We start from the raw sequence: 26,912 nt of genomic DNA on the forward strand, positions 1-26,912 counted from the left end.
AGACGAGCCGACGAGAAAGGACGGGGCCGATGCGTTTTCTGCACACCGCCGATTGGCAACTCGGCATGACCCGTCACTTCCTCAGTGCCGGTGACGGTGAGGCTCAGCCCCGGTACGCGGCGGCGCGCCGCGAGGCCGTCGCCGCACTCGGTGCCGTGGCCGCGGCCTCGGGCGCCGAGTTCGTCGTGGTGTCGGGTGACGTGTTCGAGCACAACCAGTTGGCGCCGCGTGAGGTCAGCTTGTCACTGGAGGCCATGCGTGCCATCGGCGTGCCCGTGTACCTGCTGCCGGGCAACCATGATCCGCTCGACGCGGCCTCGGTCTACACCAGTGCGCTGTTCACCGCCGAATGCCCGGACAACGTCGTGGTCCTCGATCGCGCGGGGGTGCACGAGGTGCGGCCCGGGCTGCAGATCGTGGCCGCACCGTGGCGGTCCAAGGCGCCCACCTCGGATCTGGTCGGCGACGTCCTTGCCGAGCTGCCCGCCGACGGTGTCACCCGCGTGGTGGTCGGTCACGGTGGCGTCGACATCCTCGATCCGGACAAGGACAAGCCGTCGCTGATCCGGCTGGCCGCCGTCGAGGAAGCTCTGACGCGGGGTGCGGTTCACTACGTGGCGTTGGGGGACAAGCACTCCCGTACCGAGGTCGGCTCGACGGGCCGGGTCTGGTACTCGGGCTCACCCGAGGTGACCAACTACGACGACATCGAATCCGATCCTGGACATGTGCTTCTGGTCGAGATCGACGAGACCGATCCGCACCGCGGGGTCCGGGTCGATTCCGAGCGGGTGGGTCGCTGGCGGTTTGTCACATTGCGCCGAGAGGTGGACACCGACCGCGACGTGGCCGACCTGGACCTCAATCTGGACCTGTTGCCGCACAAGGAACGAACCGTGGTGCGCCTGGCCTTGACGGGCTCCCTGACGGTGACCGACAAGGCTGCACTGGACGCCTGCCTCGACAAGTACGCCCGGTTGTTCGCTGCGCTGACGATGTGGGAACGGCACACCGAGATCGCAGTGCTGCCGGCCGACGGTGAGTTCGACGATCTGGGTATCGGTGGGTTCGCGGCGGCCGCGGTGGAGGAGTTGGTGGCCACCGCCCGCACCGAGGGAGCCGGCGCCGACGACGCCCGCGCGGCGCTGGGCTTGCTGCTGCGCCTGGTCGATCGGTCGAGTGCGGCATGAAACTGCACCGCCTGGTCCTGACCAACTACCGCGGCGTCACCCACCGTGAGATCGAGTTTCCCGATCACGGGGTGGTGGTGGTCAGCGGCGCCAACGAGATCGGTAAATCCTCGATGATCGAGGCGCTGGATCTCCTCCTCGAGGCCAAGGACCGCTCGGGCAAGAAGGAAGTCAAGCAGGTCAAGCCGACCCATGCCGATGTCGGGGCCGAGGTGATGGCCGAAATCTCCACCGGCCCTTATCGATTCATGTACCGCAAGCGCTTCCACAAGCGCGCCGAGACCCAGTTGACCGTGCTGGCGCCGGTGCGCGAGCAGCTCAGCGGCGACGAAGCGCACGAGCGGGTGCTGACCATGCTCGCCGAGACCGTCGACACCAGCCTGTGGCAGGCCCAGCGAGTGCTGCAGGCCGGGTCCACCGCACCGGTCGACCTGTCGGGCTCGGATGCGCTGGCGCGCGCGCTGGACGTGGCCGCCGGCGAGGCGGTCGCCCTCTCCGGCGATGAGCCGCTGCTGATCGAGCGCATCGACGCGGAGTACCTGCGCTACTTCACCGCGACCGGCAGGCCCACCGGCGAGTGGGCGTCGGTCACCAAGCGGCTCGCCGCCGCCGAGAGCGCGGTGGCCCAGTGCGCCGCCGCGGTCGCCGAGGTCGATGACGCGGTGCGCCGGCACACCGAACTCAGTGCCGAGGTCACCGGGCTGACCGGGCAGCGTGAAGAGGCCCGGGCCGGGCTGACCGCGGCCCGCAAGGCTGCCGAGACCGTTGCCGCACTCGTGCAGCGGCTCAAGGAGGCCGAGATGGTCGCCGAGGCGGCGCGACTGGCCCAGGCGGCATCGGCCGCTGCGCTCACCGAACGGCGGCGGCTGCGCGCCGAGCTCGACGAGCGGGCGACGACCATCACCGAGCTGCAGGCCGGTTTGGTTGTCGCCGAGGGTGAAACCACCACGGCGCGTGAGGTTCACGAGGCTGCTGAAGCCGCGGCCGAACAGGCTCGGGTGGTGGCACAGGAGCAGGAACTTCGGGTGGAGGCCGCCCGCGCCACGCTGACGCGCATGACCGACCGGGACGAGGCCGATCGGTTGGCCACCCGGCTGAGCAAGATCGACGCCGGCACACGGGAACTGGATCGCATCGCGAGCGAACTCGCCGCGATCACGCTCGACGATACGGGTATGCGGGCCGTCGAGGCGGCCGCGGTCGCGGTGGAACGCGCCGCCGGACAGGCTGAACTCGCCTCGGCGCGAATCGAACTCGTGGCGGCTACCGACCGGGATGTCCGGGTGGATGAGGCGCAGGTGACGTTGGAGGCGGGCCGGCTGTGGTCGGTCAATACCACCGCCGACACCGCGATCGACGTGCCCGGTGTGCTCACCGTCCGCGTGGTGCCGGGCGCCCCCGCCGCGCAGACTCGGGCCCGCCTCGACGAGGCGCAGGATGCGCTGGCCGCAGCGCTGGCCGCGGTGGGCGTCGACGGTGTCGAGGCCGCGCGTGTCCTTGATGGCCGACGTCGCGAATTGCTCGGGAGCCGAGATCGGTTGCGGGCCACGGTCGAGGCGCTGACCGGTGAGGACGACCTGGCTGCTCTGCGATCACAGCTGACCCGGTTGCGCGCCGGTCAGCCCGATGAGGACGGCTTGTTCGATCTGGCCGGTCCCGTCGATGTCGCCACCGCACGAACGGAACTCGACGCTGCCGTGGCATCGCACCGCCAGGCAGTCGCCGACAGTGAGACCAGCCGCAAGGTGGTGGCCGCAGCGGCGAAGAAGTTGGCGGAGAAAACGACCCGCCTGAGCGTGTTACGCGACAAGCTCACCACGGCCCAGGCCGAGCTGACGGTGGCCGGCGGCCGGTTGGAAGTGCAGCGTGCGCAGACCGGCGACGACGAGTTGGCAGTCAACGCCCAGGCCGCCGACGAGGAGGCCACCGTCACAGCCGGCCGGGTAGCCGCGCTGCGTACTGAATTGTCGGCTACCGAACCTGACTCGGTGAACGCCACGCTCGACGCGGCGGTCCGCCGCGCCGAGCAGCTGGACGCCCGCCACGAGTCGGCGGTCGAGGCGTTGCGGGAGGTGGCGGCGCAACTCAAGGTGTACGGCACCCAGGGACGTAAAGGTCATCTGGACGCCGCCGAAACCGAACGCGAGCATGCCCATGCGGAGTATCTACGGGTGCACCGTCGGGCCCGCGCGGCCGAGACGCTGCGGACGGTGATGGCGCGCCACCGGGATGCCACCCGGCAGCGTTACGCCGATCCGTTCCGCCTCGAAGTGCAGCGGCTGGGCCGGCTTGTCTTCGGTGAGGACTTCGAGGTGGACGTCGACAGTGACCTCAACATCCGGACCCGCACGCTGTCGGGCCGGACGGTGCCCTACGAATCGTTGTCTGGCGGCGCCAAGGAGCAGCTGGCCATCGTCGCGCGGCTGGCCGGTGCCTCGATGGTGGCAAAGGAGGACAGCGTCCCCGTCATCATCGACGACGCGCTGGGTTTCACCGATCCGGACCGGCTGACCAAGATGGGTGCCGTATTCGACGCTGTCGGCGGGGACGGGCAGGTCATCGTCTTGACCTGCAGCCCGGAGCGCTACGCGAGCGTCGGGGCTGCGCACCACATCGAATTGACCACCACCTCCAATTAGCCGCGACCGGCCGCGCCGGGGCCATACACTCCGCCACGTGGAGGCTGACTACATCGTGGTGGGGACCGGTTCGGCAGGCGCGGTACTGGCGAACCGGCTGAGTGCCCAGCCGGACGTGTCGGTGCTGGCCTTGGAGGCCGGGCCGCGCGACCGCAACAAGTTCATCCATATCCCTGCGGCATTCTCGAAGCTGTTCCGCAGCGAAGTGGACTGGGATTACCTGACCGAGCCCCAACCGCAGCTCGGCGGCCGCCAGATCTACTGGCCGCGCGGCAAGACTCTCGGCGGCTCATCGTCGATGAACGCGATGATGTGGGTCCCAGGGTTTCCCGCCGACTACGACGAGTGGGGCGAACACGCCGGGGAAGACTGGAACTGGGCCGGCCTCGAAAAGTACATGAAGCGCATCGAGGCCGGGCCGTTGGTCATCGAGGCGCAACGCAGTCCACGCGGCTCGACGGCGGCCTGGCTGGCCGCGGCCGTTGAATGTGGCCACGACGGATTCTGTGAGACCAGGGTGACCCAGCGCCGCGGTGCCCGGTGGAGCACCGCCGATGCCTATCTCAAACCCGCACTGCGGCGGGGCAACCTCAATCTGCTCACCGAGGCCACCGCCACGCGGATCGTCTTCGCCGGGAACCGTGCCGTCGGCGTCGAATTCGACAGGGCCGGTGTCCGGGAGGTGGTGACGGCGCGTCGCGAGGTCATCTTGTGCGGGGGCGCGATCAACTCGCCGCAACTGCTGATGCTGTCGGGGATCGGTGACCGTGATCAACTGGCCTCCCACGGTATCGAGGTGACCCGGCATGCACCCGGCGTCGGCGCCAATCTCCTTGACCACCTGGTTGTTCCGCTGGGATTCGACGTGCGCGACGACAGCCTGTTCGCCGCTGAGAAGCCGCTGGAACTGGTGAACTACCTGGCACGGCGCCGTGGCATGCTGACCTCGAATGTCGGTGAGGCGTACGGGTTTGTCCGAAGCAGGCCCGAATTGGATCTGCCGGACCTGGAACTGATCTTCGCTCCCGCGCCCTTCTTCGACGAGGGCATCGGTGACCCGTATGGCCACGCCATCGTGATGGGCCCCATCCTTCTCAAGCCCCGCAGTCACGGCACCATCACGTTGCGGTCGGCCGATCCGATGGACAAACCGGTCATCGACCCGCGCTACCTGAGCGATGAAGCGGATCGGACCGCGCTGATGGTCGGATTGCGGATGACCGCCGACATCGCCGGGTCCCCGGAGCTGGCGAACGTGATCGGCAAGGTGGCCAGGCCGGTGAACGCATCAACACTGAATGCCTCAGCACTGTACGCGTCCGATCTGGATGACGAGACGCTCACGCGTGCACTGGAATCGGTGTCGCACACGCTGTATCACCCGGTCGGCACCTGTCGCATGGGAAGCGACGAGGACAGCGTGGTCGACCCTCAGCTGCGAGTCCGGGGAATCGAAGCGTTGCGGGTCGCCGATGCGTCGGTCATGCCGACGCTCATCCGCGGACACACCCACGCGCCCAGTGTGCTGATCGGCGAGAAGGCGGCCGACCTGATCGCTCAGAAGTAGGCGTTGGCCGGAACAGGCGTGCCGTGCAACAGGTTCTGGCCGATCACCCGGGCCTTGTAGGCCACCGGATTGTGCAGTGTGATGGTCCGGATGTTGCGCCAGTGCCGATCCAGGTTGCGCTGGCGAGAGGCCGCGCTCGCGCCGCCGAGTTCCAGCAGGCGGGTAGCGGCTTCGGGTGCGACGTCATCTAGGTGGACTTTGACCTTCGCGACCTTGAGCTGGGCTTCCTCGGCGAGCCGCGGATCGGGAATGCCGTCGACGGCGGAATCCGTGGCGGCCCCGATCGCGGCAGCCGCATCGAGTACTGCGGCCCGCGCCACATAGGCGGTGCTGGCCAGCACCCCGAGCTGGCGTTGCAGCAGCGGATCATCGGTGGGTCGTTCGGTGACGGCATGGCTGAAGTTGCGTTCGCGTGAGCGCAGCAGCGCTACACCGTCATCGACGACATTGGCCAGGATGCCGGCGACCACGGCGTGGATGAACAACTGCAACGCGGCGTACTGCACGGTCGGCACCGGTTCGGCGTCGTACGGGGTATCGGACAGGATCTCGTCGGCGGCGACCGCGACATCGGTCAACGTCGTGGTGCCGGTCCCGGTGCGGCGCTGGCCGAATCCGTCCCAGTCGTCGACGAGTCGGACGCCCTCACGGTCGGTGGGGACAAGGACGTTGGCCACCGAGTCGTGGTCGGTGGTGGCGGTCACGGTCAGATAATCCGAGAACAGGGTGCCGGTGCTGTAGTACTTCTCGCCGGTGAGCCGGAAGGCGCCCGGATTCTCCGCGTCGGCCAGCAACCGGGTGTTGAACACGAGGCTGCCCACTGCCAGGGAACCCTTCTCGCTGAACGCATTACCGAAGATCTTGCCCTCGGCGATCTTGTCGAGCCAGCGTTTGGCCACCGGATCGTCGGCGCTGCGCAGCCGCTCCTCGGTGAACCAGAAATGGGTGCGGAAGATGTGGGCCACGATGGGATCGGCCTTGGCCACGTCGATCACCGCGGAGAACAGCTGCGGCACAGTGTATCCGGCACCGCCGAGGGACTCGGGAAGTCGCAGGCTTCCGAAGCCGGCCCGTTTCAGCGCCGCGACCTGATCGAAGGGATTCTCGTCGTTGAGGTCGCGGTCCTTGGCTCCCTCGGCGATCGAGGCCAGCAGGTCGTCCCATTCCGGCGTACCGGGCAAAACACGGGTCACGTTCTCGACGGTGGTCATGGCACTGTTGTATCCGCGCGGGTTACCGGTGGGCACGCGTTTGGATCAGCCTGATCCCTTGGCCGCCGGGCGTAGGCCCTTTACCCGCATGCCATAGAGGTACGTGGTCAGGTACTCGTTCATCATCGGGGCCCGGACCTCGGGGGAATCGGGGATGGTGATCAGCAGGGCGTAGAGCCCGGCGAAGAACGATGCTCCGTTGTACAGCACGTCCACCTCGTCCGGGATCTCGCCGGCGTCGTTGGCGCGCTGGAGTTCTTCGACCAGGGCAACCAGTACGGGGTGGTGTGCCCATTCCTCCGTGGGCGGCCGGGTGGTGGAGAAGTGCAGGGCCAGAAAGTCTTTGAACAACGGACGGCCGAGGCGCCGCTCCAGCTTCTCCAGCATGCGCACGGATTCGGCGAGGGTGGCGCGCACATCGTGTGGTTCGGCGAAGAACCGGTTGAGTTCGGCTGCCATCCTGGTTTCCTCGCGCCGTTCCAGTTCTACGAGGACGTGTTCCTTGGTGGGGAAGTGGAAGAAGAACGTGCCGTGGGCGACCCCGGCGGCCGACGCGATCACCGCGGTGTCGGCCGCGGCCATGCCCGCGCGTTTGAACTCGGCGATGGCTGCGCCGAGTAACCGTTCCCGGGTCTGCTGGCCTTTGCGGCTGCGCGGCGATCCAGTGAGCACGGCCCGATGCTACGACACCGAGAACTGACTGTACTCAGTATCGCCCTTTCATTTCATCGGCACTGCGGTTACGGTTTCGACAACGAGGGTTTCTGACTCAAGTCAGTTCTAGGAGGTTGGCGTGCAGATCCTGGAGCAGGTTCAAGACCTGCCGAAAGCCGGAAACATCAAGGCCCAGTGGGTGAGCCTGTGGACCGGACCGGTGGTCGGGGCGGTGCTGCTGGTGGCTCTGCTGGCGTTCCCCGGCTTCTGGCCACCGATGTCACCCACCTGGAACGCGCAAGAGGTCGCCGAGTTCTACGCCGAACACACCGCATGGATCCGATTCAGCCAGGTGACGTTCAACCTCTGCGGCATCCTGATCCTGCCGTTCTTCATGGTGATCGTCGTCCAGATGAAGCGCATGAAGACCCAGAGCCACGTGTTCGCCTACTGCTACCTCACCGCGGTGGTCAGCGGCGCCACGATCTTCGCGCTGTCCAACGTCTTCTTCCTGGTGGCCGCGTTTCGGCCGGACCGCAATCCCGAGCTGATCCTGCTGCTCGACGACCTGGCCTGGATCGTGTTCATCGCGCCGGTGGGCATGGTGGTGTCGCAATTCGTGCTGCTGGCAGTCGCGGTCTACTTCGACAACGGGCCCGACCCGGTGTTTCCCCGCTGGGTAGGGCATTACTCGCTGGCAACCGCGGTGGCGATGATCCCGGCCGCGGGTGCTGCGGTGTTCCAGACGGGTCCGCTGGCCTGGGATGGCGCGCTGGCCTTCTGGTTGCGCAACGGGGCATTCGCGGTGTTCGTCGTCGTGATGTTCTTCATGCTGCGCCGCGCGGTGGTCAACCAGGCCGTCCACGAGGGTGTCGTCGCATGACCCTGCTCACCGACGCGCCGCCGGGCAAGCCCGATGTGCGGTTGATGACCTGGTTTTTCCCGGCCTGGTACGGGGCCTTCGGCGTCATCATCTGCATACTGACGCGGGTGACACCGCCACCCCGGCCCGATGTCACCGCGGCCGACAAGGTGGCGTTCTTCACCGAACACGGTCTGACCATCAAGATCGGCTTCTGCCTGCTGCTGATCCTGCTGGGCGGCGCGGCGATGACCAACGGACTCGTCGCGTACCAGATCAAGCGCATGTCGGTGGGTTCGGCTTTCGCCTATGGCTATATCGGCGGCATGGGTGTCGGTGCGGTGCCGGGCTTCCTGTTGGTGTCGGTGTGTTTCCTCACCGCGGCGTTCCGGCCCGACCGTGACCCGGAACTGATCAGCTTGCTCTACGACCTCGGAATGCTTTCGTACAACGGATCATTGGGCTGTTTCACGGCGGCCTACCTGGTGCTGGCCATCGCGATCCTGTACGACAAGAACGCTGTCTTCCCGGCCTGGTTCGCCTATGTGACCATCTGGCAGATCATCACGGAGGTGATCGCCACCCAAATGTTCCTGTTCCAGTCCGGGCCCTTCGCCTGGAACGGCTCGATCGCCTTCTGGTGGGCGGTGGTGGTGTTCTCTGTCTGGCTCTCGGCATTGATCGTGTTGTTGAGGCAGGCAGCGATGCGTGAGGCGGCATGCAGTGACGCAAACTGATTCACGACCACAGGCGATGCCGGCCCACCTGCCGGGCGACGGCCACATGTGGGTGATGGTGCTCGGCGATCTGGTCATCTTCGGTGGCTACTTCATCGTCGTCATGATCTACCGGAGCCTGCATCCGGATGAATTCCTGCGTGCCCAACAGCATCTCGACATCACCATGGGTGTCCTCAACACGGTGATCCTGCTGACGAGTTCCTGGGTGGTGGCGCGTGCGGTGCTGGCCTCCCGGGCCGGTCGTCACGCAACGGCCATCCGGCTCACCTACGCCGGCGGTGTCGGCGGCCTGATGTTCATGGCATGCAAGGGTTATGAATGGGTGGTCAAGATCCGGGCCGGGCACACCAACTCGGAGATGTTCTACTCGTTCTATTACGTGCTCACCGGTGTCCACCTGATCCACGTACTGATCGGGCTCATCGTGCTGGGCGTGATCGTGCGCGAGCTCGGCAATCCGTCCCGTCGCCGGGCGTCGGTGGTGGAATCGGGCGCGGTCTACTGGCACATGGTCGACCTGCTCTGGGTGATCATCTTCGGCCTCTTGTACGTGGTGAGGTGACCATGACCGACAGGGCAGTGACCCGGACGTGGCTCGTACTCGTCGCCATCACCGTCGGCTCCTGGTGGCTGGCGCCGGCCCAGTACTCGGAGGCTCTGCGGGCCAGCGTGCCCATCACCGCCCTGGTGCTGGCGTTGACGCTGGTCAAATCCCGCTTGATCATCCGGCAGTTCATGGAGGTCCGGACCGCGCCCAGGTGGCTCAAGCTCGCCACCGACGGGTGGTTGGTGGTGCTGTTCGGGGCGATCTTCACCATCTATCTGATCTGAGCGTTGCGCGGCACAATGGAGCGCAATGACCATGAACGCCAAGCGCAGGCGGGCGCACGACAAGCTCGCCGCGCTACCGGGGGTGCGGGCGGTGCGACGCCCGGTCAGTCCTGATACCGACGAGCAGTTCGACCTTTTCTATGTGCGGGCCGGCCGCAAATCGGCGCACCCGGTCGTGATCATCCCGGGCGGTCCCGGCGTCGCCTCGATCCAGCCCTATCGCGCGCTGCGCCGGCGCGCCGCCGCCGCCGGATTCGACGTGATCATGATCGAACACCGGGGCGTCGGGATGTCCCGGCACACCGATGCGGGTGCTGATCTGCCGCCCGCGGCCATCACCGTCGAGCAGGTGGTCGATGACATCGCCGCGGTGCTCGACGACGCCGGTGTGCACGAAGCGGTGCTTTACGGCACGTCGTACGGTAGTTACATCGCCGCCGGGTTCGGGGTACGGCACCCAGACCGGATCGCGGCGATGGTCCTGGACTCGCCCCTGCTGTCCACCGCCGATATCGAGGCGATGCGCAGTGCCATTCGAGGTCTGCTGTGGGATGGTTCGGACCCCGAGACGGCGGAGCTGGCGCCCAAGGTCCGGCGCCTGGTGGCAGACGGGGTTCTGGCCACCAAGGGTGCAGAACTTGCCGGCCTCCTGTATGGATTCGGCGGGGCCGCGCTGCTGAACCGCCAACTCGACCTGCTGCTGAGCGGACGCACCCTGGTGTGGACCGCGCTCGCCGGCCTGAGCCGGCTCTCGACGCGAAAAGCGCCGTACCGCAATGAGGTAGATCTCGTCGGACGAATAGCCTTTCGCGAGTTGAATTATGCCGGCGTACCCGACGGACTCCCGCTGGACCCGGCTCTCGACATGGCCGACATGATCGGCAGTGCGAAGTTCTACGAACCCTTCGAGGCCGAACCCTTCGACCTGGTGGCCGAATTGCCGCAGTTCCACTGGCGCACCGTCGTGGTGTCCGGTGGCCGGGATCTGACCACGCCGCCGGCGGTGGCCGAACGGATCGCGGCACTGGTGCCCGGGGCCGTGCTGGTGAGGATGCCGACAGTCGCCCACAGCGTCCTCGATACCCGGGAGCGAGCTGCGTTCGCGGTGATCCGCGCCGTGGTCGACGGTGCGGCGGAACAACTTTCGGCCACCGCGGATGAACTCGACGCCTTGCCCGCGCGCCTTGTCGTCCGGCTGGCGATATCGGCGATCGCGGCTGCGATGGCCGTGGAGGCGGTGCTGCCTGCCACCAGATGGCGCAGCCCACGAACTACTTGAGGAAACCGACCTTGGTGTAGTCGATGTCGGCCAGACCGGGGGCCCCGAAATTGGCGAGGTTGCTGCGCACCGCGACGTTTCCGGGTGATTGGAACAGTGGGAGGCTGAACACCTCGGCGAACAACATCTGGTCGAGTTCGTTGGCCAGGGTCAGCGCCTTCGCCGGATCCAGCTCTTCCAGGGTCTGCTCGATCTTGGCGTCGATCTCCGGGCTGCCGATCTTGCCGAAGTTACTGGCGCCGTCCTGCGCGTAGATCTGGGTCAGTGAGCTCAGTGGGAAAGCGTCGCCGAGGAAGGCGAACTGGGCGATGTCGAAGTCGCCCTTGATGATGTAGTTGGTGAAGAACCCGGTGCCCGGCTTGGTGTCGAGCTTCAGGTTCACCCCGATCTGGCCCAGCATGTTCTGGGCGATCTGGGCCACCTGCCGCGTGCTGCCCGCGTCGTAGAACACGTTGCGGATCACGAGTTCCTTGCCGTCCTTCTCCCGAAACTGCTTTCCCTCAGGCACTTTCCAGCCCAGTGCGTCCAGTTCCGCCTTCGCTTTTTCGGGGTCGAAGGCCACCGACGCGGCGTTGTCCTGGTAACCCTGCTGTCCCGCGACGAAGATGTGGTTGTTCAGCGGCGCCGGATTGTCGGTGAGACCGCGCTGGGTGATGTTGGCCAGCGCCTGACGGTCGATGCCCTTGGCGACCGCACTGCGCAGGGCCGGATCGGCCAGGATCGAGCCGGGCGCGCCGTTGAAGGTCAGGTGATACCAACTGGCCGACGGTGCCCGCCGGATGCTGATGCCCGCGGTCTTGCGGGCGATGGTCAGCTCATCCAGTGACGCGGTCCCGGTGGCGTCGATGGTGTTGTTCTGCAGCGCGGGAATGCGTGCGGCGTCATCGAGCACCAGGTAGGTGATGGTGTCCAGCAGCGGCGGGGCGCCCCACCATTTCGGGTTGCGGCTCATGGTGATCCGCTGTGCACCGCGGTCGATGTTGGACACCAGGAACGGGCCCGCGGACGGACCGGGCTGGCTCAGTTGAGCCTTGTTGAACGCCTCGGGGGTCGCGGTCATGCTCTTGGGCAGCAGCCGGCCGTTACCGGCGAACATGCCCTTCCAGTCCGCGTACGGCTTGGCGAAGGTCATCACGGCCTGGCGGTCGTCCACGCCGCGGGTGACCGAGGCCACCCGCTCGAAGCCGTTGGGTGCGGCGATGACGAATGCGGGATCCTTCCCGCTGTTGGCCTCGCTCTGGAACTTGATGTCCTCCCAGGTGATCGGCGTGCCGTCGGTCCACACCGCCTTGGGGTTGATCGTGTAGGTCACCACCTGCGGGTTGGTGCTCGTCAGTTCGACGTTGGTGAAGTAGTCGGTGTTCACCGTCGCCGAACCATCCGCCGCGATCACGAACGCGCGGGGCATCGTCGCCCGGGTCAGTGAGCCGACATCGCCGGTGTTGCCGTCGATGTGCAGCGGATTGAAGTTCGAGGGGAACTCGGTCAGGGCAAGCCGCAGGTTGCCGCCCTGGCGCAGGTTCGCGACATCCTGCGGATTGATGTCGTTGGTGCTACCGATCTCGGCATTGCCGCCGGCCGACGGGGTTTCCCGGTCACCGCCCGAGCATCCGGCCAGGGCCAGTGCGGTGACTGCGGCGACGACGGCGACGCGTCGGATCTTCAACCCGTTCATCTCGCCGATGCTAGAGGTAGCCGGGCCAATTTGGGGACAGGACCCCGCGGTGTCAATTGGCGGTCGCTGGACCTTCGGCAGCCGATACCGTGATAAGTCGCGTGTGGTTCAGGGGGAGGGGCGCCGTGACAGATCCAGGTCCTGACGATGTTCGCTGGCCGCTTGCTATCCGGATCGGCTTCCGGTTCGGTGCCTGCTACTTCGGCTTGTTCGGCCTGGCCTGCCTGCTGGGACTGACCCCGATCCTTCTGGCAGGGGTGGGGATCAGGCTGCCCTGGGCTTCGGTGTCGGGGCTGCTCGCGACGCTGCGCCCGCCGATCGAGTGGACTGCGTCCCACATTTTGGGGCTGCGGGTCGAGAGCCTCCAGGTGGGCAGCGACAGCGCTTTCCAGTGGACGGCGTTGTTTCTCATGGTGGTTGTCTCCATATCGGCGACGGCACTGTGGTCGGTGCTGGACCGGCATCGCGGCGGCTACCCGCGGATGTGGGCGTGGCTGTCGCTGTACCTGCGATTCGTGCTGGCCACCGCGATGTTCTATTTCGGCATGGCCAAGGCAATCCCGACTCAGATGCCGTTCGTCCTCAACCGGCTGGTCGAACCGTTCGGCAATTTCAGCCCGCAGGGCGTGCTCTGGTCGCAGGTGAGCATCTCGCAGTCGTACCAGATTGTGCTCGGCTCGGCCGAACTGCTTGCCGGCGTGCTGCTGCTCATCCCGCGGGCGGTCCCTGCGGGAGCGCTGCTGTGCGCAGTCGATATGACGCAGGTCTTCCTGCTCAACATGACCTACGACATCCGACTCAAGACGGTTTCGTCGATGCTGCTGATGGTGAGCTTGTTCCTGCTGGCGCCGTATGCCGCGCGGCTGGCTGCGGTGCTCTTCTCCTACCGGGCGGTTCCGGCGGCGCGTACGCCGCAGCTCTTCAGCACCGGGCGAGCCAATCGGATTGCGCTGGTGGCGCAGTTGATCCTCGGTGCGAGCCTGTTCGGTGCCATGGCCGCACAGAACTGGCAGCAATGGTCCAGGCCGGTCCCGGAGTTGTACGGCATCTACAAGGTCGACGGTTTCTCCGCCGAAGGCTACCGGCGTGACCCACTCCTGACCGATGAATTGCAGTGGCGCCGGGTGGTTTTCGACCGATCGTTCAGCATGGCCGATCCGGTGCGGCTGACCATTCAGCATATGGACGACTCGTTCGAGGAATATGGCGGCAGCATCGACCCGAGTCGGCATTTCATCGATCTGAACCACTACGTCGAGGTAGGTACCTTCAAACAGACTCCCGTGCGGGTGCGCCTGACGTATTGGTGGCCGGATCCGAACCGGCTGGTCATCGACGCCGACGACTATGCCGGGCACCGCATCCACGCCTGGTGTACCAAGGTGGATCCGAACTCGTTTCCGTTGGTGGAGAGGGGGTTCAGTTGGGTCCGGGAGACCCCGTACAACAGATGAATTCAGTCGACAGGCTTGGGTTGCGGAACCGCGGCCAACAACTTGCGGGTGTACTCATGCTGGGGGTTGGCGAACACCGCATCGCCGGAGCCCTGTTCGACGACTGCGCCCTTGTACATCACCGCGACATCGTGCGCCAGGTGCTTGACCACGGACAGGTCATGGGACACGAACAGATAGGCCAGGCCGAATTGGTCCTGCAGGTCCAGCAACAGGTTGATGATTCCGGCCTGGATGGAGACGTCCAGTGCGGAGACCGGTTCGTCGAGCGCGATGATCTTGGGCTGCAGGGCCAGGGCGCGGGCGATCCCGATGCGTTGTTTCTGACCGCCGGAGAATTCGGCCGGGTAGCGGCCGGCGTCGGCGCGTCGCAGGCCCACCAACTCGAGTAGCTCGGCCACCCGTTCGTCGATCCGGGGTTTGTCGAAACCGTTGGCGGTCAACGGCTCAGCCAACACGTCCGACACCGGCAGCCGGGGGTCCAGTGATGCCACCGGATCCTGGAACACCACTTGAAGGTCGGTACGCATGGCGCGGCGGGTTTTCCGGTTCAGGGTGGCCACATCCGAGCCGAGCACCTCGATCGAACCTGATTGCGGCGCAGACAGATTCAGTATCTGATGCAGGGTGGTCGACTTGCCCGATCCGGACTCGCCGACGATGCCGAGGGTGCGGCCGCTGCGCAGGTCGAAGCTGACGTCGTCGACAGCACGGACCTCACCGACCTGTCTGCGCAGCACCACCCCTTTGGTCAGCTTGTAGGTCTTGGACAGCTCCCGCACCCGCAGCACCACCTGGGGGTCGTCGTCGGGCGCACCATCGGTGGTGCTGGTGGTGCCGGGCACCTGATAGATCTCGGCGGCGCTGCGACCGGCGACCTGATCGGTGCGGATACAGGCGGCGTGGTGGTCCGGCGCCAACTCGATGAGTTCGGGTTCTGCGGCCTCACATTCATCGATGGCCAGTGGGCAGCGCGGGGCGAACGGGCATCCGTGCGGCGTCGCGGTGAGTGACGGCGGCGCACCGGGGATCGGCACCAGGCGGGCGCCCTGCGGGGCATCCAGGCGCGGCACCGAGCCGAGCAGCCCGACGGTGTACGGCATCCTGGCCTGCTCGTACAGCCGGGCCACCGGTGCATCCTCGACAGCCCGGCCGGCGTACATCACCAGCGCCCGGTCGGCGAATTCGGCCACCACACCCAGGTCGTGGGTGATGATCAGCACCCCGGCGCCGGTGACGTCGCGCGCGGTCTTGAGCACGTCGAGGATCTGGGCCTGCACCGTGACGTCCAGGGCTGTGGTGGGCTCATCGCAGATCAGCAGATCGGGATCATTGGCGATGGCGATGGCGATGACCACCCGCTGGCGTTCGCCGCCGGACAACTCATGCGGGAAGGAACGGGCTCGTTGTGCCGGCTGCGCGATGCCGACCAGCTCGAGAAGTTCGGTGGCGCGGAGCCGCGCCGCGCGCCGGTCCAGATCGCGGTTGTGGACTCTCAGGGCTTCGGCGATCTGATCGCCCACCGTGTACACCGGGGTGAGTGCCGACATCGGGTCCTGGAACACCGTGCCGATGGTGTTGCCCCGGACTCGGGACATCTCCGCGTCCGATAAACCGACCAGTTCCTCTCCGCGCAGCCGCACCGATCCAGAGACCTCGGCGAATTCCGGCAACAGCCCGACCACCGCCATGGCACTGGCCGATTTCCCGGCTCCGGACTCACCGACGAGCGCCACCACCTCGCCGGCGTCGACGTGAAAGTTCAGGCCCCGCACCGCGTGGACCGCATCGGTATCGGTGGGGAAGTCCACCGTCAGATCGGATACTTCGAGAAGTCGGGTCATCGGCGTGACCTCCGGCCAACAGACTTCCGGCGCCGCAGCCGGCGGCTGCCCGGGTCGAGTGCGTCGCGCAAGCCGTCACCGATCAGGTTGGCGCACAGGATGATCAGCACCAACACCCCGGCGGGGAACAGGAAGACCCAGGGGAACGTGGTGGCGGATTTGGTGCCGTCGGCGATCAGCGTGCCCAGCGAGACATCGGGCGCCTGGATGCCGAATCCCAGGTAGCTCAACCCGGTTTCGGACAGGATCGCCACACCGACGTTGAGTGCGGTGTCGATGATCAGGATGGAGGCCACGTTGGGCAGGATGTGGCGCACGATGATGCGCCGGCTGCTGACACCCATATAGCGGGCAGCCAACACGAATTCGCGCTCCCGCAGGCTCAGGGTCATCCCGCGCACGATGCGCGAACTGATCATCCAGCTGAACGCGGAGAGCAGCACGATCAGCCAGAACACCCGGTCGGACTGGCTCAACCGCGGTGTGACGATGGCGATCAGGATGAAGCTGGGGACCACCAGCAGCACGTCGACGATCCACATGAGGGTGCGATCGCGCCAGCCGCCGAAGTATCCGGCGACCGAACCGACCGTGGCGGCGATGACGGTCGAGATGAACGCCACGCAGACACCGATCAACATGGATTTCTGCATGCCGCGCAGGGTTTGGGCGAAGATGTCCTGTCCCAGCGCGTTGGTGCCGAACCAGTGATGGACCGACGGTGGTTCCTGCAGTGCGTAGTAGTCGAGGTCCGAGTAGCTGTAGGGCAGGACCGACGGTAGCGCGTAGCAGGCCACGAACATGATCACCAGCAGTGCCAGCGACACCACGGCGGGCCAGTTGCGCAGGAACCGGCGGAACACCAGGGTGCGCCGGGTGGCGAATTCCTCGGTGTGCAGACCTGAGCGGGCCGCGGTGGCGTCGGTGGTCGTATCGGAGGTCTGGCTCATGTGACTCGCACCCTGGGGTCGAGGAACGCATAGATGACGTCGGAGAGCAGGCCGGCAACGAGGATCACGGTGCCGGTGAACACCGTGATGGCCGCGATGATGTTGGTGTCCTGGGTGGCGATGCCCTGGACGACCCATTCGCCCATGCCGTGCCAGCCGAAGATCTTCTCGACGAACACGGAGCCCGTGACCAATCCGGCGACGCCATAGGCGAACAGGGTGGCCATCGGGATGAGCGCGGTGCGCAGCCCGTGCTTGAACAGGGCTTGGCGCCGGGTCAGTCCCTTGGCTCGCGCGGTGCGGATGAAGTCCTGGCCGAGCACGTCGAGCATCGCGTTGCGCTGGTACCGGCTGTAGCCGGCGATGGCCATCAGGGCCAGCGTGAACGTCGGCAACACGAGGTGCTGCAGGCGGTCGACGAACTGGTCCCAGGCGCCGCCGACGGGCACCGGCGCCGTTTCGCCGGTGTACTCGAAGATCTGCACGCCCAGCATCGAGTTCACGTTGAGCGCCGCCAGGATCAGCATGTTGGCGATCACGAACGACGGCGTACTGATCACCAGCAGCGACAGCACGGTGATGACGCGATCTGACAGCCGGTACTGACGGATCGCGCCCCAGGCCCCGACCACCACGCCGATCACGGCGCCGGAGATCGCGCCGACGACCAGGAGCCGCAGCGTCACCCCGATGCGCCGCCACAATTCGTCGGATACCGGCTGCCCGGTCACCGTCGTGCCGAAATCGCCGCGGACCGCGCCGGCAGCCCAGTCGACGTACCGCAGCGGGATGGGCTTGTCGAGGCCGAGTTCGGCGCTCTTGGCGTCGATCGCTGACTGCGGTGGCCGCGGGTTGCGCTGTTCCAGGCTGTCGAGGGGTTTGAAGTTCAGCGAGGTCAGGGTGAAGGTGAGAAACGATGCCAGGGCCAGCAACACGATGTAGTTGAGCAGCCGGCGCGCCAGAAAGCGCGTCATTCGGTTCTTCCCGCCCACGGCTGCATGCCAGACAGGGTAAATCAGTCGCCCGCACTCGGTGGGTAACTGTCAGTCGAGCCACAGCGTCGATGTAGAAATCAGGGGTTCACTGAAATACATGAAGCTCAGCGGACTCAAGAATGTGAAAGTGCTCGCTGCGGTGGCCGGTGGTGCGGCAGTGGTGGGGCTCGGCGTGTTCGGCGCTGTGTCGGACGGGCAGGTGGGTACCGGTTCCGGGGCACTGGCCGCCGGTTCGCACATGAACCTCGGCCAGACCAGTACCGAGACGACGCCGCCGACCGCGCCGGCGGTATCCATGGCGGTGCCCTCGATGAGGGGCAACACGCCGCCGTCCGGGTTCGCCACCACGCACTGATCGCCGGAGCAGGCACCGGGCGCTTGTTTCACCTCCGGCCGCAAGGGTTATACGACGCGGCGGGAGGCGAACATATGCGTAACGCGAAGGAAAACAATCAAAGAAATCTCAAATGGATCACGGCCGGCGTCGGCGTGATCGGCGGGTTAGCCACGGCGGTGCTCGGGGTCGGGATGGGCGGTGGCCTCGCCGGCGCCGAGCAGCGGGTCGAACCGCCGGCCATCACCACTGGACAGACCGTCACTACGACGACTCCGCCGACGGCTCCCGAGACGTCAGAGGCGTCACCGACCGTCTCGGCGACGACGCCATCGGGGTTTGCCACGCCACACTGATCGGGCCTGATCCGACCAGTCGGCGCGCCATGCGCCCGGTTTCGCGGGCGGTGGATTCCCGGTAGGGAGGTCGATGTGACAGGAGACGAACGCAACAAGCGGACCAACTATGCGATGGCCGGTGTGGGAGCGATCGCACTGGCAACCATGGGCGCCATCGGGACGATGATGGCCCAGGCGCCGACCAGTGCGGCGGTGCCGGCGGTCACCGTGGGTGAAACCGTAACCAAGACAACGGCTCCCAGTGAGTTGGAGACGTCGTTTGCGAAGCCGACGGTCAAGGTGGAACTGCCCGACGGGTACGGCAACTAGGGCGACGGCGGGCGGCTGTCCGGCGCTTCTCCCATGCTGGTGACGGTCGGCTTGCCGGCTGTGGCGGGCTCGTTGCGGGTCGCGCGCACCATGACCCGGTCATCGACCCCGAATGGGGTTTTGGCGGCCGCCGGCACGGTGTAGCTCTGGGTGAAGCCGTCGTTGCTGCGGACTGTGACCGAGGTCGCGGTGAGTTCGGTGATCGTGCCGGTCTGCGTCAGCGCCGTGGTGTAACCGCCGTCGCCGTCAGCCAGCACCGCCTCGCTGTGCACGGTCGCCGAGTCGGCCCGGTCTCGCGGCGGTGGTCCAGGAAAGCCCGGGCTGTGGCTGTCGGTGGCGGCGTAGATCGCCGTGCCGCCGAGTCCGGCGATAGCCACGGCGATGCCCACCGCGGCGGCCGTGTGTCGGATGCTCATGTGCTCCACGGTGCCGGTGTTGCCTATGAGCCGGCTGTGCGCGGACTCTGCGCGCTTCACAGCCTGCACATAGAAAGCGCACAGTGTGGGCCTATGGGGCCGACGAATAATGATCAGGTGAGCACGACGACCAATGGCACCGATTCCGAGTCAGGGCGCGCCGTCATGCGCCGCGCCGACGGCAACCCGATCCGGGTGCTGGTGGTCGACGACGAGCCGGTGCTGGCCGAACTGGTGTCGATGGCGCTGCGTTACGAGGGCTGGGACATCGCGACGGCCGGGGACGGCGCGAGCGCGCTTGCCGCGGCCCGGGAGAACCCGCCAGATGTGGTCGTGCTCGACGTGATGCTCCCCGACATGAGCGGTCTGGACGTCCTGCGGAAACTGCGCGAGCAGATTCCCGGCCTGCCGCTGCTGCTGCTGACCGCCAAGGACTCGGTGGAGGATCGCATCGCCGGGCTGACCGCAGGCGGCGACGACTACGTGACCAAGCCGTTCAGCCTGGAGGAAGTGGTGCTGCGGTTGCGGGCGCTGCTGCGGCGCACCGGGGTGACCAGTGAAGACGGTGGCGCCAAGATCGTCGTGGGCGATCTGGTGCTCGACGAGGACAGCCACGAGGTGACCCGCGGTGGGGAACCGATCACGCTGACCGCCACCGAATTCGAACTCCTGCGGTTCATGATGCGCAATGCCAAGCGGGTGTTGAGCAAGGCGCAGATCCTGGATCGGGTTTGGAGTTACGACTTCGGTGGACGGTCCAACATCGTCGAACTGTATGTGTCGTACCTGCGCAAGAAGATCGACAGCGGCCGCGAACCGATGATTCACACCTTGCGCGGTGCGGGTTACGTTCTCCGGCCGGCGCGTTGAGGTGACGACGGGGACCGCGAGCGCCACCCGATGGTGGTCACCGCGGACGTGGTCGTTGCGGGCCCGGCTTGTCATCACCCAGGTGGCTCTGCTGGCGGTGGTGTGCGCGAGCATCGGGGTGGCGACAGAGTTTGCGCTGCAACGGTTTCTGATGAACCAGCTCGACGATCAGCTCATCGAGGCCGGGCGGCGCTCGGCCGCGATCTTCGAATTACCACCCCCGCCACCGGGATTCCCACCGCCGCCGGGTACCCGCGGTCACCATCGCATCCCGTTCGACCCCGAGGAAGGCCCCGGTCCCGGGTTCCTCAACGCCCCCGGACAGGCCGCCCGCATGGTCGGCGCGGTGGTGTCACCGAACCGTCCCGTGGACGCCGGGGTGATCACTGCGGAAGGCGAGCGGGTCGAGGTGACTGCGGCAGCGGCTGAACAGCTTTCGCAGATCCCGGCAACCCGCGTGCCTGAGACGGTCGACCTCGACGGCTTGGGCCGCTACCGGCTGATCGGTCTGCACCCGCGCCACGGCGGACCGCAGACCATCGTGACCGGGCTGCCGACCGCCATCGTCGACGACACGTTGCTATGGGTGCTCGGAATGTTCTGTGTGTTGGCGCTCATCGCGTTGATTGCCGCGACAGTCGCCGGAATCCTGATCATCCGGCACCAACTCGCCCCGCTGTCCCGAGTCTCGGCTGCGGCGCGCAGGGTGGCCGATCTCGAGCTCGACCGTGGTGAAGTGCAGTTGCCCACGCCGATCGTCCCTGTCGACCCGGCCGGCGCCCACACCGAGGTCGGACAGCTCGGCACCTCGCTGAACCGGATGCTCGATCGCATCGCGAGTGCCCTGTCGGCCCGGCACGCCAGTGAGACCCGGGTGCGCCAGTTCGTCGCCGACGCCAGCCACGAGTTGCGGACGCCGCTCGCGGCCATCCGCGGCTATACCGAACTGGCCCAGCGCAAGCGTGCCGAACTGCCCGGCGACGTGGCTCACGCGATGAACCGGGTGGAGTCCGAGACGACACGGATGACACAACTGGTCGAAGACATGCTGTTGCTGGCCCGCCTCGACGCCGGGCGGCCGTTGGAACGCGACAGCGTCGATCTCTCCCGGCTCGTGGTCGACACGGTCAGCGATGCACACATCGCGGGTCCCGACCACCAGTGGTCACTTGACCTGCCCGAGGATCCGGTGGTGATCGAGGGCGACGAGGCCAGGCTTCACCAGGTGCTGGCGAATCTGCTGGCCAACGCCCGTACCCACACCCCGGCGGGCACCTCGGTGACGGTGTCGCTGCAACCTGATCCGGATGCGGTGCTGATCACCGTCGCCGACGATGGCCCGGGGATATCGCCGGGCCTGCTGCCGGACGTGTTCGAACGGTTTGCCCGCGGCGATTCGTCGCGTTCGCGGCGCGAGGGCAGTACCGGGCTGGGCCTGGCGATCGTCGCCGCGGTGGTCAAGGCCCATGGCGGCACCATCAAAGTGGACAGCAGCCGGGGTTCGACCGAGTTCGTGGTGCGCCTGCCGGGGTCGAGCTCACAGGGCACACACAGGACGGACCAATCCGGCACCTAGCGGACACGGCAAACATGGGGTGGTGACCCTGGTTCTGCCTGCCGAGGCTTCCCCCGCCGAGCAGACTCGCGCACAAGCCGGACCGGTGACGCGATTCTCCGTCTGCCCGCACCGAGTTGTCCTGGGCCTGCTGTTGGCCGGCACCGCGGTGCTGTACCTCTGGAACTTGTCCAGGAGTGGGTGGGCGAATGCGTTCTACTCGGCCGCGGCGCAGGCCGGGTCGCAGAACTGGACCGCGATGCTGTTCGGCTCAAGTGATGCGGGCAACGCCATCACCGTCGACAAGACACCCGCGGCGTTGTGGATCGTCGACATCTCGGTGCGGCTGTTCGGGCTGAACTCATGGAGTGTTCTGGTGCCGCAGGCGCTCATGGGTGTCGGCGCGGTCGCGGTGCTCTATGCCGCGGTGCGCGGTGCCGCCGGACCGTGGGCCGGCCTGCTGGCCGGTGCGGTGCTGGCGCTGACGCCGGTGGCGGCGTTGATCTTCCGATTCAACAACCCCGACGCATTGTTGGTGCTGTTGCTCGTCGTGGCGGCCTACTGCGTACAGCGCGGAATCGAAAAGGATTCCAGCCGTTGGTGGTTCGTCGCCGCAGGCGCCGCGGTCGGCTTCGGCTTCCTGGCCAAGATGCTGCAGGCGTTCCTGGTCTTGCCGGCCTTTGCCGGTGCGGCGCTCGTGGCCGGGGACCGCCCGCTGGGCCGGCGTGTGCTCGATGTCGTCACCGCCGCCGCGACGATGATCCTCAGCGGTGGCTGGTATCTCGTGCTCGTGGAGCTGTGGCCGGCCTCGGCCCGGCCCTACATCGGTGGCTCGCAGAATGACAGCATCATCGAATTGGCTTTGGGCTACAACGGTTTGGGGAGGTTGACCGGTGATGAAACCGGCGGCCTGGGCAATCTCAATTTCGATGTCGGACCGGGCCGGCTGTTCGGATCCCAGATGGGCGCCGATATCGCCTGGTTGCTTCCCGCCGCGCTGATCTGCCTGGTGGCCGGCCTCTACCTGACCCGTCGGGCACCGCGTACCGATCCCACCCGCGCCGCGCTGATCATCTGGGGCGGCTGGCTGTTGGTGACCGCTGTGGTGTTCAGCTTCATGCACGGCATCGTGCATCCCTATTACACCGTGGCGCTCGCCCCGGCGCTCGGCGCGGTGAGCGGCATCGGGGCCGTGCTCCTCTGGCGCCGCCGCGCCGACATCCGGGCCGCCACCGCGATGTCGGGTGCGGTGCTGGTGACCGCGATCCTGGCCGCGGTGCTGCTGAGCCGCCATGACGATCCGTATCCCTGGCTGCGGGCCGCCGTCGGGGTCGGGGGCGTTGGCGCGGCAGTACTTTTGCTGGTGGCGGGACGGCTGGACCGGCCGATGGTGCGGGTGACGGCGGTGCTGGCCGTTGCGGCATGCCTGGCCGGGCCCGCCGCATATTCGATCGCCACCGCGGCGAGCCCGCACACCGGGGCGATACCGTCCGTCGGGCCGGCGCGCGGAGGTGGCTTCGGCGGAATGTTCGCGGCGCCGGAACCCGGACCGGAGCTGACCGCGACGCTGGCTGCCGGCGCTGAGCACTACCGGTGGGCCGCGGCGGTGGTGGGATCGTCGAATGCCGCGGGATACCAATTGGCCGCTCGCGCACCGGTGATGGCTGTCGGCGGCTTCAACGGCACCGATCCGGCGCCGACGCTTGAGCAGTTCCAGCGGCTGGCCGATGACGGTGCGATCCACTACTTCATCCGGTCCCGCATCATGGCGGGCGGATTCGGCGGGCATACCCCCACCGGCAGTCGTGCGGCCACCGAGATAGCGGAATGGGTGCAGGCCCACTACAACCCGGTCACCGTCGACGGCGTGACCATCTACGACCTGACTCGACGTGCGACGAACACATAGCAGGCGCATAGCTTCGCCCAACCCAGATCACACACCGCCGGAGAACGATGAAGTCATGACAACCTTGGTCCAAGACCCCGAACAGAGGTTCCGATTCGCGTCGCGGCCCAACGCCGCACTGGCCGCCCGCGAGGCCGGGGTTCCGGTGCTCGATGTCGTCGTGCCGGTGTACAACGAACAGGCTGCGCTCGCCGATTCGGTACGGCGGCTGCACCGCTACCTCGAAGAGAATTTCGCCGTGCCGGTGCGCATCACCATCGCCGACAATGCCAGTGTCGACGACACTCCGCGCATCGCGGCCCAGCTGGCTTCCGAACTCGACGGTGTGCGGGTGGTGCGATTGGAGGAGAAGGGTCGCGGACGCGCACTGCGGGCCGTGTGGTCGACCTCGGACGCCCCGGTGCTGGCCTACATGGACGTCGATCTGTCCACCGATCTGGCTGCCCTCGCACCGCTGGTGGCACCGCTGATCTCCGGTCACTCCGATCTGGCCATCGGTACCCGGTTGGGCCGCGGCTCGCGGGTGATCCGCGGCGCCAAGCGCGAGTTCATCTCGCGCTGCTACAACTTGATCCTGAAATCGACTCTGGCGGCGCGGTTCTCGGATGCGCAGTGCGGTTTCAAGGCGATCCGCGCCGACGTCGCCGACCGGCTGCTGCCGCATGTAGCCGACACCGGATGGTTCTTCGACACCGAGCTGCTGGTGCTGGCCGAGCGCAGCGGCCTGCGTATTCACGAGGTGCCGGTGGACTGGGTGGACGATCCGGACAGCCGGGTCGACATTGTCGCCACCGCAACCGCGGACCTCAAGGGTATCGGCCGGTTGTTGCGCGGGTTCGCCAACGGATCGATCCCGGTGAACACCATCGCCGCGCAACTCGGATCGTCGCGGAAGACGGCGGCCCCCGGATCGCTGCTGCGTCAGGTGGTGCGCTTCGGCGCTGTCGGTGTGATCTCCACGCTGGCCTATCTGCTGTTGTTCACGGCGCTGCGGACCGGCGCCGGGGCGCAGGCGGCCAACCTGATCGCGCTGTTGGTGACGGCGATCGGGAACACCGCCGCCAACCGGCGGTTCACGTTCGGAATTGCCGGGACGGGCAGCGTCACGCGGCATCACCTTGAGGGCCTGACTGTCTTTGCGATCGCTCTGACCATCACGAGTGGATCGTTGGGGCTCCTGCACGTCGTGGCGCCCGTCCCGCACCGCGGAGTCGAACTCGCGGTGTTGGTGGCGGCCAACCTTCTCGCCACCGTGGTGCGCTTCCTGCTGTTGCGAGGATGGGTGTTCCACCCGTCGCGGACGCGGCGCGCCGCCGAGCTGAATCGAGAGACAGGGATATGACGACCATCGTTGACGCGGCCCCCGATGCCGACACAGTGACCGCGGAACCACCGAACGCGGTGACCCCGCGCTGGGTTCGGCCGTCGTACTGGGCGCTGCTGGCCGGCACCGCGGTGCTGTACTTGTGGGCGCTCGGATCTTCGGGGTGGGCCAACAGCTACTACGCGGCCGCGGCGCAGGCCGGAACCCAGTCCTGGAAGGCCTGGCTGTTCGGCTCGCTGGACGCCGGCAATGCCATCACTGTGGACAAGCCGCCGGCCGCGATGTGGGCAATGGGCTTGTCGGGCAGGGTATTCGGCTTCAATGAGTTCACCATGCTGCTGCCGCAGGCGCTCATGGGCGTGGGCGCCGTGGCGCTCCTGTATGCCACCGTGCGGCGGACCAGCGGTCCCGCGGCGGGACTGATCGCCGGAGTGGCGCTGGCGCTGACGCCGGTGGCGGCTTCGATGTTTCGCTACAACAATCCCGATGCGCTCCTGGTGCTGCTGCTGGTGCTGGCCGCCTACTTCATGGTCCGCGCAGTCGGGCCCGTCTCGGCCAGGGCGAGCGCCGGGTGGGTGGCCCTGGCCGGATGCGCGCTGGGGTTCGCCTTCCTGACCAAGATGCTGCAGGCATTCTTGATCGTGCCGGGCCTGGCATTGATGTTCCTGGTCGCCGCACCCGCGGCCGGCGTGTGGAAACGGTTGGGCACCTTGCTGATCGGCGCGGCCACGATGGTCATCTCATCGGGCTGGTACATCGCGCTGGTCGCGCTGTGGCCGGCGGATTCCCGGCCGTACATCGCCGGCTCGACCGACAACAGCCTGCTGCAACTTGCCTTCGGTTACAACGGCCTGCAACGCATTCTGGGCGGTGAAGGCCCGGGCCGCGGCGGTGGTCCCGGACCGGGCGGCCCAGGTCCGGGTCATGGCCCGGGCGGCGGCGCGAATCTGATGTTCGGCGGTGATCCGGGGATCGGCCGGATGTTCGGCATGTCGATGGGCACCGAGGCGTCGTGGTTGTTGCCTGCTGCGCTGATCGGTCTGGTGGCCGCACTCTGGCTGACGCGGCGGACCGCGCGGACCGCCGGGCTGCGGGCCGGCCTGCTGATGTGGGGCGGCTGGCTCCTGGTCACCGCCGTGGTGTTCAGCTTCATGGACGGGATCATCCACCCCTACTACACCGTGGCGCTGGCGCCCGCCACAGCCGCGGTGGTGGGCATCTCAGTCGTCGAATTATGGCGTGTCCGTGCGCGACTGGCGGCGCGGCTGGTGCTGGCCGTCATGGTGGCCGGGACGGGCGTGTGGGCCTTCGTGCTGCTCGAAAGGACCCCCGACTGGCTGCCGGCGCTGCGCTGGATCGTCCTGATCGGCTCCGTGGTGACGGCGGTGGCCCTGGCGATCGCCGCCCACCGACCTGGCAAGGTGCCTGTGGTGGTGGCACTGGCAGCCTTGGTGTTCGGGCTGGGTGCGACCGCGGCGTACACGGTCGAGACCGTGGCCAAAGTCCACGGCGGTGGGCCGATGGCCACCTCGGGCCCCAACCGGGACATGGGCTTCGGCGGTCCGGGCGGACCCGGCCCCGGCTTCGGGCGCGCTGATGACCCGGCCTTGGCCGAGCTCATCGCGGGTGCCGACGGCCGTTGGGCCGCAGCGAGTGTGGGGTCGATGATGGTCAGCGACCTCGAGCTCAAGACGGGGGAGTCGCTGATGGCGATCGGCGGATTCACCGGCAGCGACAACTCGCCCACACTGGCGCAGTTCCAGCAGTATGTCGCGGACGGTCAGGTGCGTTACTTCCTCGATCGGCCCGCAAGCGGTCGAGGCGGACCGCCCCGTGATGCCGACAGTAGTTCGGGGGAGATCACCACTTGGGTGCGCCAGCACTTCACCAAGAGCATGGTCGGCGAGGTCCCCGTATACGACCTGTCCGCGCCTGTCGCCTGACC

24 protein-coding genes are annotated in these 26,912 nt (G+C 67.0%); 17 read left to right on the top strand and 7 right to left on the bottom strand.

Annotated elements, in window-relative coordinates; all coding sequences use genetic code 11:
- The first annotated feature begins 29 nt into the window (after window positions 1–29).
- From H977_RS0112280 to H977_RS0112290, 3 genes are read left to right on the top strand one after another with little or no spacing between them, the layout of a single operon-like run.
- A complete protein-coding gene (locus tag H977_RS0112280; protein WP_029108145.1) occupies window positions 30–1,190 on the top strand; it encodes a metallophosphoesterase family protein in 1,161 nt (386 codons plus the stop codon).
- Window positions 1,187–3,829: an AAA family ATPase gene (locus tag H977_RS0112285; protein WP_029108146.1), complete on the top strand. Its 2,643-nt coding sequence runs from the start codon at window positions 1,187–1,189 to the stop codon at window positions 3,827–3,829. The genes H977_RS0112280 and H977_RS0112285 overlap by 4 nt, the downstream gene beginning before the upstream one ends.
- 37 nt (window positions 3,830–3,866) lie before the next feature.
- Window positions 3,867–5,396 carry a GMC family oxidoreductase gene (locus tag H977_RS0112290; protein WP_029108147.1) on the top strand — a complete coding sequence of 510 codons (1,530 nt, stop codon included), beginning with the start codon at window positions 3,867–3,869 and terminating at the stop codon, window positions 5,394–5,396.
- Here the strand turns inward: H977_RS0112290 and H977_RS0112295 are convergent.
- The gene (locus H977_RS0112295) at window positions 5,387–6,607 is read right to left on the bottom strand and encodes an acyl-CoA dehydrogenase family protein (RefSeq protein ID WP_029108148.1); all 1,221 of its coding nucleotides are present in this window, start codon (window positions 6,605–6,607) and stop codon (window positions 5,387–5,389) included. The genes H977_RS0112290 and H977_RS0112295 overlap by 10 nt on opposite strands.
- Window positions 6,608–6,652: 45 nt before the next feature.
- Window positions 6,653–7,279: a TetR/AcrR family transcriptional regulator gene (locus H977_RS0112300; protein WP_029108149.1), complete on the bottom strand. Its 627-nt coding sequence runs from the start codon at window positions 7,277–7,279 to the stop codon at window positions 6,653–6,655.
- A gap of 121 nt (window positions 7,280–7,400) precedes the next feature.
- On the opposite strand from H977_RS0112300, the gene H977_RS0112305 reads away from it, so the two are divergent.
- Genes H977_RS0112305 through H977_RS0112325 form a run of 5 tightly spaced genes read left to right on the top strand, consistent with a single transcriptional unit; the run spans window position 7,401 to window position 10,973 of the window.
- A complete protein-coding gene (locus H977_RS0112305) occupies window positions 7,401–8,144 on the top strand; it encodes a hypothetical protein (protein ID WP_029108150.1) in 744 nt (247 codons plus the stop codon).
- Window positions 8,141–8,860 (top strand): hypothetical protein, encoded by a 720-nt coding sequence (locus H977_RS0112310; protein WP_029108151.1) that lies wholly within the window; start codon window positions 8,141–8,143, stop codon window positions 8,858–8,860. Before H977_RS0112305 ends, H977_RS0112310 begins: the two co-directional genes overlap by 4 nt.
- Window positions 8,861–8,876: 16 nt before the next feature.
- Entirely contained in the window at window positions 8,877–9,425 is a 549-nt protein-coding gene (locus tag H977_RS0112315; RefSeq protein WP_155946621.1) for a cytochrome c oxidase subunit 3, read from the top strand.
- Between the two features lie 2 nt (window positions 9,426–9,427).
- The gene (locus tag H977_RS0112320; protein ID WP_029108153.1) at window positions 9,428–9,694 is read left to right on the top strand and encodes a cytochrome C oxidase subunit IV family protein; all 267 of its coding nucleotides are present in this window, start codon (window positions 9,428–9,430) and stop codon (window positions 9,692–9,694) included.
- A gap of 25 nt (window positions 9,695–9,719) precedes the next feature.
- Window positions 9,720–10,973, top strand: coding sequence for an alpha/beta fold hydrolase (locus tag H977_RS0112325; protein WP_029108154.1), 1,254 nt, complete (start codon window positions 9,720–9,722; stop codon window positions 10,971–10,973).
- On the opposite strand, the gene H977_RS0112330 is transcribed toward H977_RS0112325, so the two are convergent.
- Complete coding sequence (locus H977_RS0112330; protein ID WP_196808220.1) at window positions 10,966–12,648, bottom strand: ABC transporter family substrate-binding protein; 1,683 nt, start codon at window positions 12,646–12,648, stop codon at window positions 10,966–10,968. The genes H977_RS0112325 and H977_RS0112330 overlap by 8 nt on opposite strands.
- 101 nt (window positions 12,649–12,749) lie before the next feature.
- Here H977_RS0112330 and H977_RS0112335 point away from each other — a divergent pair, with 101 nt between their 5' ends.
- Window positions 12,750–14,102 (top strand): DoxX family protein, encoded by a 1,353-nt coding sequence (locus H977_RS0112335; RefSeq protein ID WP_502691162.1) that lies wholly within the window; start codon window positions 12,750–12,752, stop codon window positions 14,100–14,102.
- Window positions 14,103–14,104: 2 nt separating this feature from the next.
- Here H977_RS0112335 and H977_RS0112340 read toward each other — a convergent pair whose 3' ends face one another.
- The 3 genes from H977_RS0112340 to H977_RS0112350 are packed head-to-tail and all read right to left on the bottom strand — an operon-like array spanning window position 14,105 to window position 17,870.
- The gene (locus tag H977_RS0112340; RefSeq protein WP_029108157.1) at window positions 14,105–15,946 is read right to left on the bottom strand and encodes an ABC transporter ATP-binding protein; all 1,842 of its coding nucleotides are present in this window, start codon (window positions 15,944–15,946) and stop codon (window positions 14,105–14,107) included.
- Window positions 15,943–16,896 carry an ABC transporter permease gene (locus H977_RS0112345; RefSeq protein ID WP_029108158.1) on the bottom strand — a complete coding sequence of 318 codons (954 nt, stop codon included), beginning with the start codon at window positions 16,894–16,896 and terminating at the stop codon, window positions 15,943–15,945. The genes H977_RS0112340 and H977_RS0112345 overlap by 4 nt, the downstream gene beginning before the upstream one ends.
- On the bottom strand, window positions 16,893–17,870 hold the full coding sequence (locus tag H977_RS0112350; RefSeq protein WP_029108159.1) for an ABC transporter permease: 978 nt from the start codon (window positions 17,868–17,870) through the stop codon (window positions 16,893–16,895). The genes H977_RS0112345 and H977_RS0112350 overlap by 4 nt, the downstream gene beginning before the upstream one ends.
- 118 nt (window positions 17,871–17,988) lie before the next feature.
- Here H977_RS0112350 and H977_RS0112355 point away from each other — a divergent pair, with 118 nt between their 5' ends.
- The 3 genes from H977_RS0112355 (at window position 17,989) to H977_RS0112365 (ending at window position 18,893) form a co-directional block, all read left to right on the top strand.
- Entirely contained in the window at window positions 17,989–18,246 is a 258-nt protein-coding gene (locus tag H977_RS0112355) for a hypothetical protein (protein ID WP_036475745.1), read from the top strand.
- Window positions 18,247–18,320: 74 nt separating this feature from the next.
- Window positions 18,321–18,581 carry a hypothetical protein gene (locus H977_RS0112360; RefSeq protein ID WP_029108161.1) on the top strand — a complete coding sequence of 87 codons (261 nt, stop codon included), beginning with the start codon at window positions 18,321–18,323 and terminating at the stop codon, window positions 18,579–18,581.
- Window positions 18,582–18,656: 75 nt separating this feature from the next.
- Window positions 18,657–18,893, top strand: a complete 237-nt coding sequence (locus H977_RS0112365) for a hypothetical protein (protein WP_029108162.1) — start codon at window positions 18,657–18,659, stop codon at window positions 18,891–18,893.
- Here H977_RS0112365 and H977_RS0112370 read toward each other — a convergent pair.
- Window positions 18,890–19,309: a hypothetical protein gene (locus tag H977_RS0112370; protein ID WP_029108163.1), complete on the bottom strand. Its 420-nt coding sequence runs from the start codon at window positions 19,307–19,309 to the stop codon at window positions 18,890–18,892. The genes H977_RS0112365 and H977_RS0112370 overlap by 4 nt on opposite strands.
- 165 nt (window positions 19,310–19,474) lie before the next feature.
- On the opposite strand from H977_RS0112370, the gene H977_RS0112375 reads away from it, so the two are divergent.
- The 5 genes from H977_RS0112375 to H977_RS0112395 are packed head-to-tail and all read left to right on the top strand — an operon-like array spanning window position 19,475 to window position 26,910.
- Window positions 19,475–20,179: a response regulator transcription factor gene (locus H977_RS0112375; protein ID WP_029108164.1), complete on the top strand. Its 705-nt coding sequence runs from the start codon at window positions 19,475–19,477 to the stop codon at window positions 20,177–20,179.
- A 1-nt stretch (window position 20,180) separates the two neighbouring features.
- Entirely contained in the window at window positions 20,181–21,755 is a 1,575-nt protein-coding gene (locus H977_RS0112380) for a sensor histidine kinase (protein ID WP_029108165.1), read from the top strand.
- 22 nt (window positions 21,756–21,777) lie between these two features.
- Entirely contained in the window at window positions 21,778–23,643 is a 1,866-nt protein-coding gene (locus tag H977_RS0112385; protein ID WP_029108166.1) for a glycosyltransferase family 39 protein, read from the top strand.
- 55 nt (window positions 23,644–23,698) lie between these two features.
- The gene (locus tag H977_RS0112390; protein ID WP_029108167.1) at window positions 23,699–24,985 is read left to right on the top strand and encodes a bifunctional glycosyltransferase family 2/GtrA family protein; all 1,287 of its coding nucleotides are present in this window, start codon (window positions 23,699–23,701) and stop codon (window positions 24,983–24,985) included.
- Window positions 24,982–26,910 carry a glycosyltransferase family 39 protein gene (locus H977_RS0112395; RefSeq protein ID WP_029108168.1) on the top strand — a complete coding sequence of 643 codons (1,929 nt, stop codon included), beginning with the start codon at window positions 24,982–24,984 and terminating at the stop codon, window positions 26,908–26,910. Before H977_RS0112390 ends, H977_RS0112395 begins: the two co-directional genes overlap by 4 nt.
- The last annotated feature ends 2 nt before the right edge of the window (window positions 26,911–26,912 follow it).

Source organism: Mycobacterium sp. URHD0025, assembly GCF_000426065.1.
Lineage (GTDB): Bacteria > Actinomycetota > Actinomycetes > Mycobacteriales > Mycobacteriaceae > Mycobacterium.

Coding starts and splice junctions, on each gene's coding strand:
- H977_RS0112315 (WP_155946621.1), top strand. CDS start 8,877: ATGCCGGCCCACCTGCCGGGCGACGGCCACATGTGGGTGATGGTGCTC.
- H977_RS0112345 (WP_029108158.1), bottom strand. CDS start 16,896: ATGAGCCAGACCTCCGATACGACCACCGACGCCACCGCGGCCCGCTCA.
- H977_RS0112375 (WP_029108164.1), top strand. CDS start 19,475: ATGCGCCGCGCCGACGGCAACCCGATCCGGGTGCTGGTGGTCGACGAC.
- H977_RS0112370 (WP_029108163.1), bottom strand. CDS start 19,309: ATGAGCATCCGACACACGGCCGCCGCGGTGGGCATCGCCGTGGCTATC.
- H977_RS0112390 (WP_029108167.1), top strand. CDS start 23,699: ATGACAACCTTGGTCCAAGACCCCGAACAGAGGTTCCGATTCGCGTCG.
- H977_RS0112295 (WP_029108148.1), bottom strand. CDS start 6,607: ATGACCACCGTCGAGAACGTGACCCGTGTTTTGCCCGGTACGCCGGAA.
- H977_RS0112340 (WP_029108157.1), bottom strand. CDS start 15,946: ATGACCCGACTTCTCGAAGTATCCGATCTGACGGTGGACTTCCCCACC.
- H977_RS0112350 (WP_029108159.1), bottom strand. CDS start 17,870: ATGACGCGCTTTCTGGCGCGCCGGCTGCTCAACTACATCGTGTTGCTG.
- H977_RS0112395 (WP_029108168.1), top strand. CDS start 24,982: ATGACGACCATCGTTGACGCGGCCCCCGATGCCGACACAGTGACCGCG.
- H977_RS0112360 (WP_029108161.1), top strand. CDS start 18,321: ATGCGTAACGCGAAGGAAAACAATCAAAGAAATCTCAAATGGATCACG.
- H977_RS0112355 (WP_036475745.1), top strand. CDS start 17,989: ATGAAGCTCAGCGGACTCAAGAATGTGAAAGTGCTCGCTGCGGTGGCC.
- H977_RS0112320 (WP_029108153.1), top strand. CDS start 9,428: ATGACCGACAGGGCAGTGACCCGGACGTGGCTCGTACTCGTCGCCATC.
- H977_RS0112280 (WP_029108145.1), top strand. CDS start 30: ATGCGTTTTCTGCACACCGCCGATTGGCAACTCGGCATGACCCGTCAC.
- H977_RS0112330 (WP_196808220.1), bottom strand. CDS start 12,648: ATGAACGGGTTGAAGATCCGACGCGTCGCCGTCGTCGCCGCAGTCACC.
- H977_RS0112285 (WP_029108146.1), top strand. CDS start 1,187: ATGAAACTGCACCGCCTGGTCCTGACCAACTACCGCGGCGTCACCCAC.
- H977_RS0112310 (WP_029108151.1), top strand. CDS start 8,141: ATGACCCTGCTCACCGACGCGCCGCCGGGCAAGCCCGATGTGCGGTTG.
- H977_RS0112325 (WP_029108154.1), top strand. CDS start 9,720: ATGACCATGAACGCCAAGCGCAGGCGGGCGCACGACAAGCTCGCCGCG.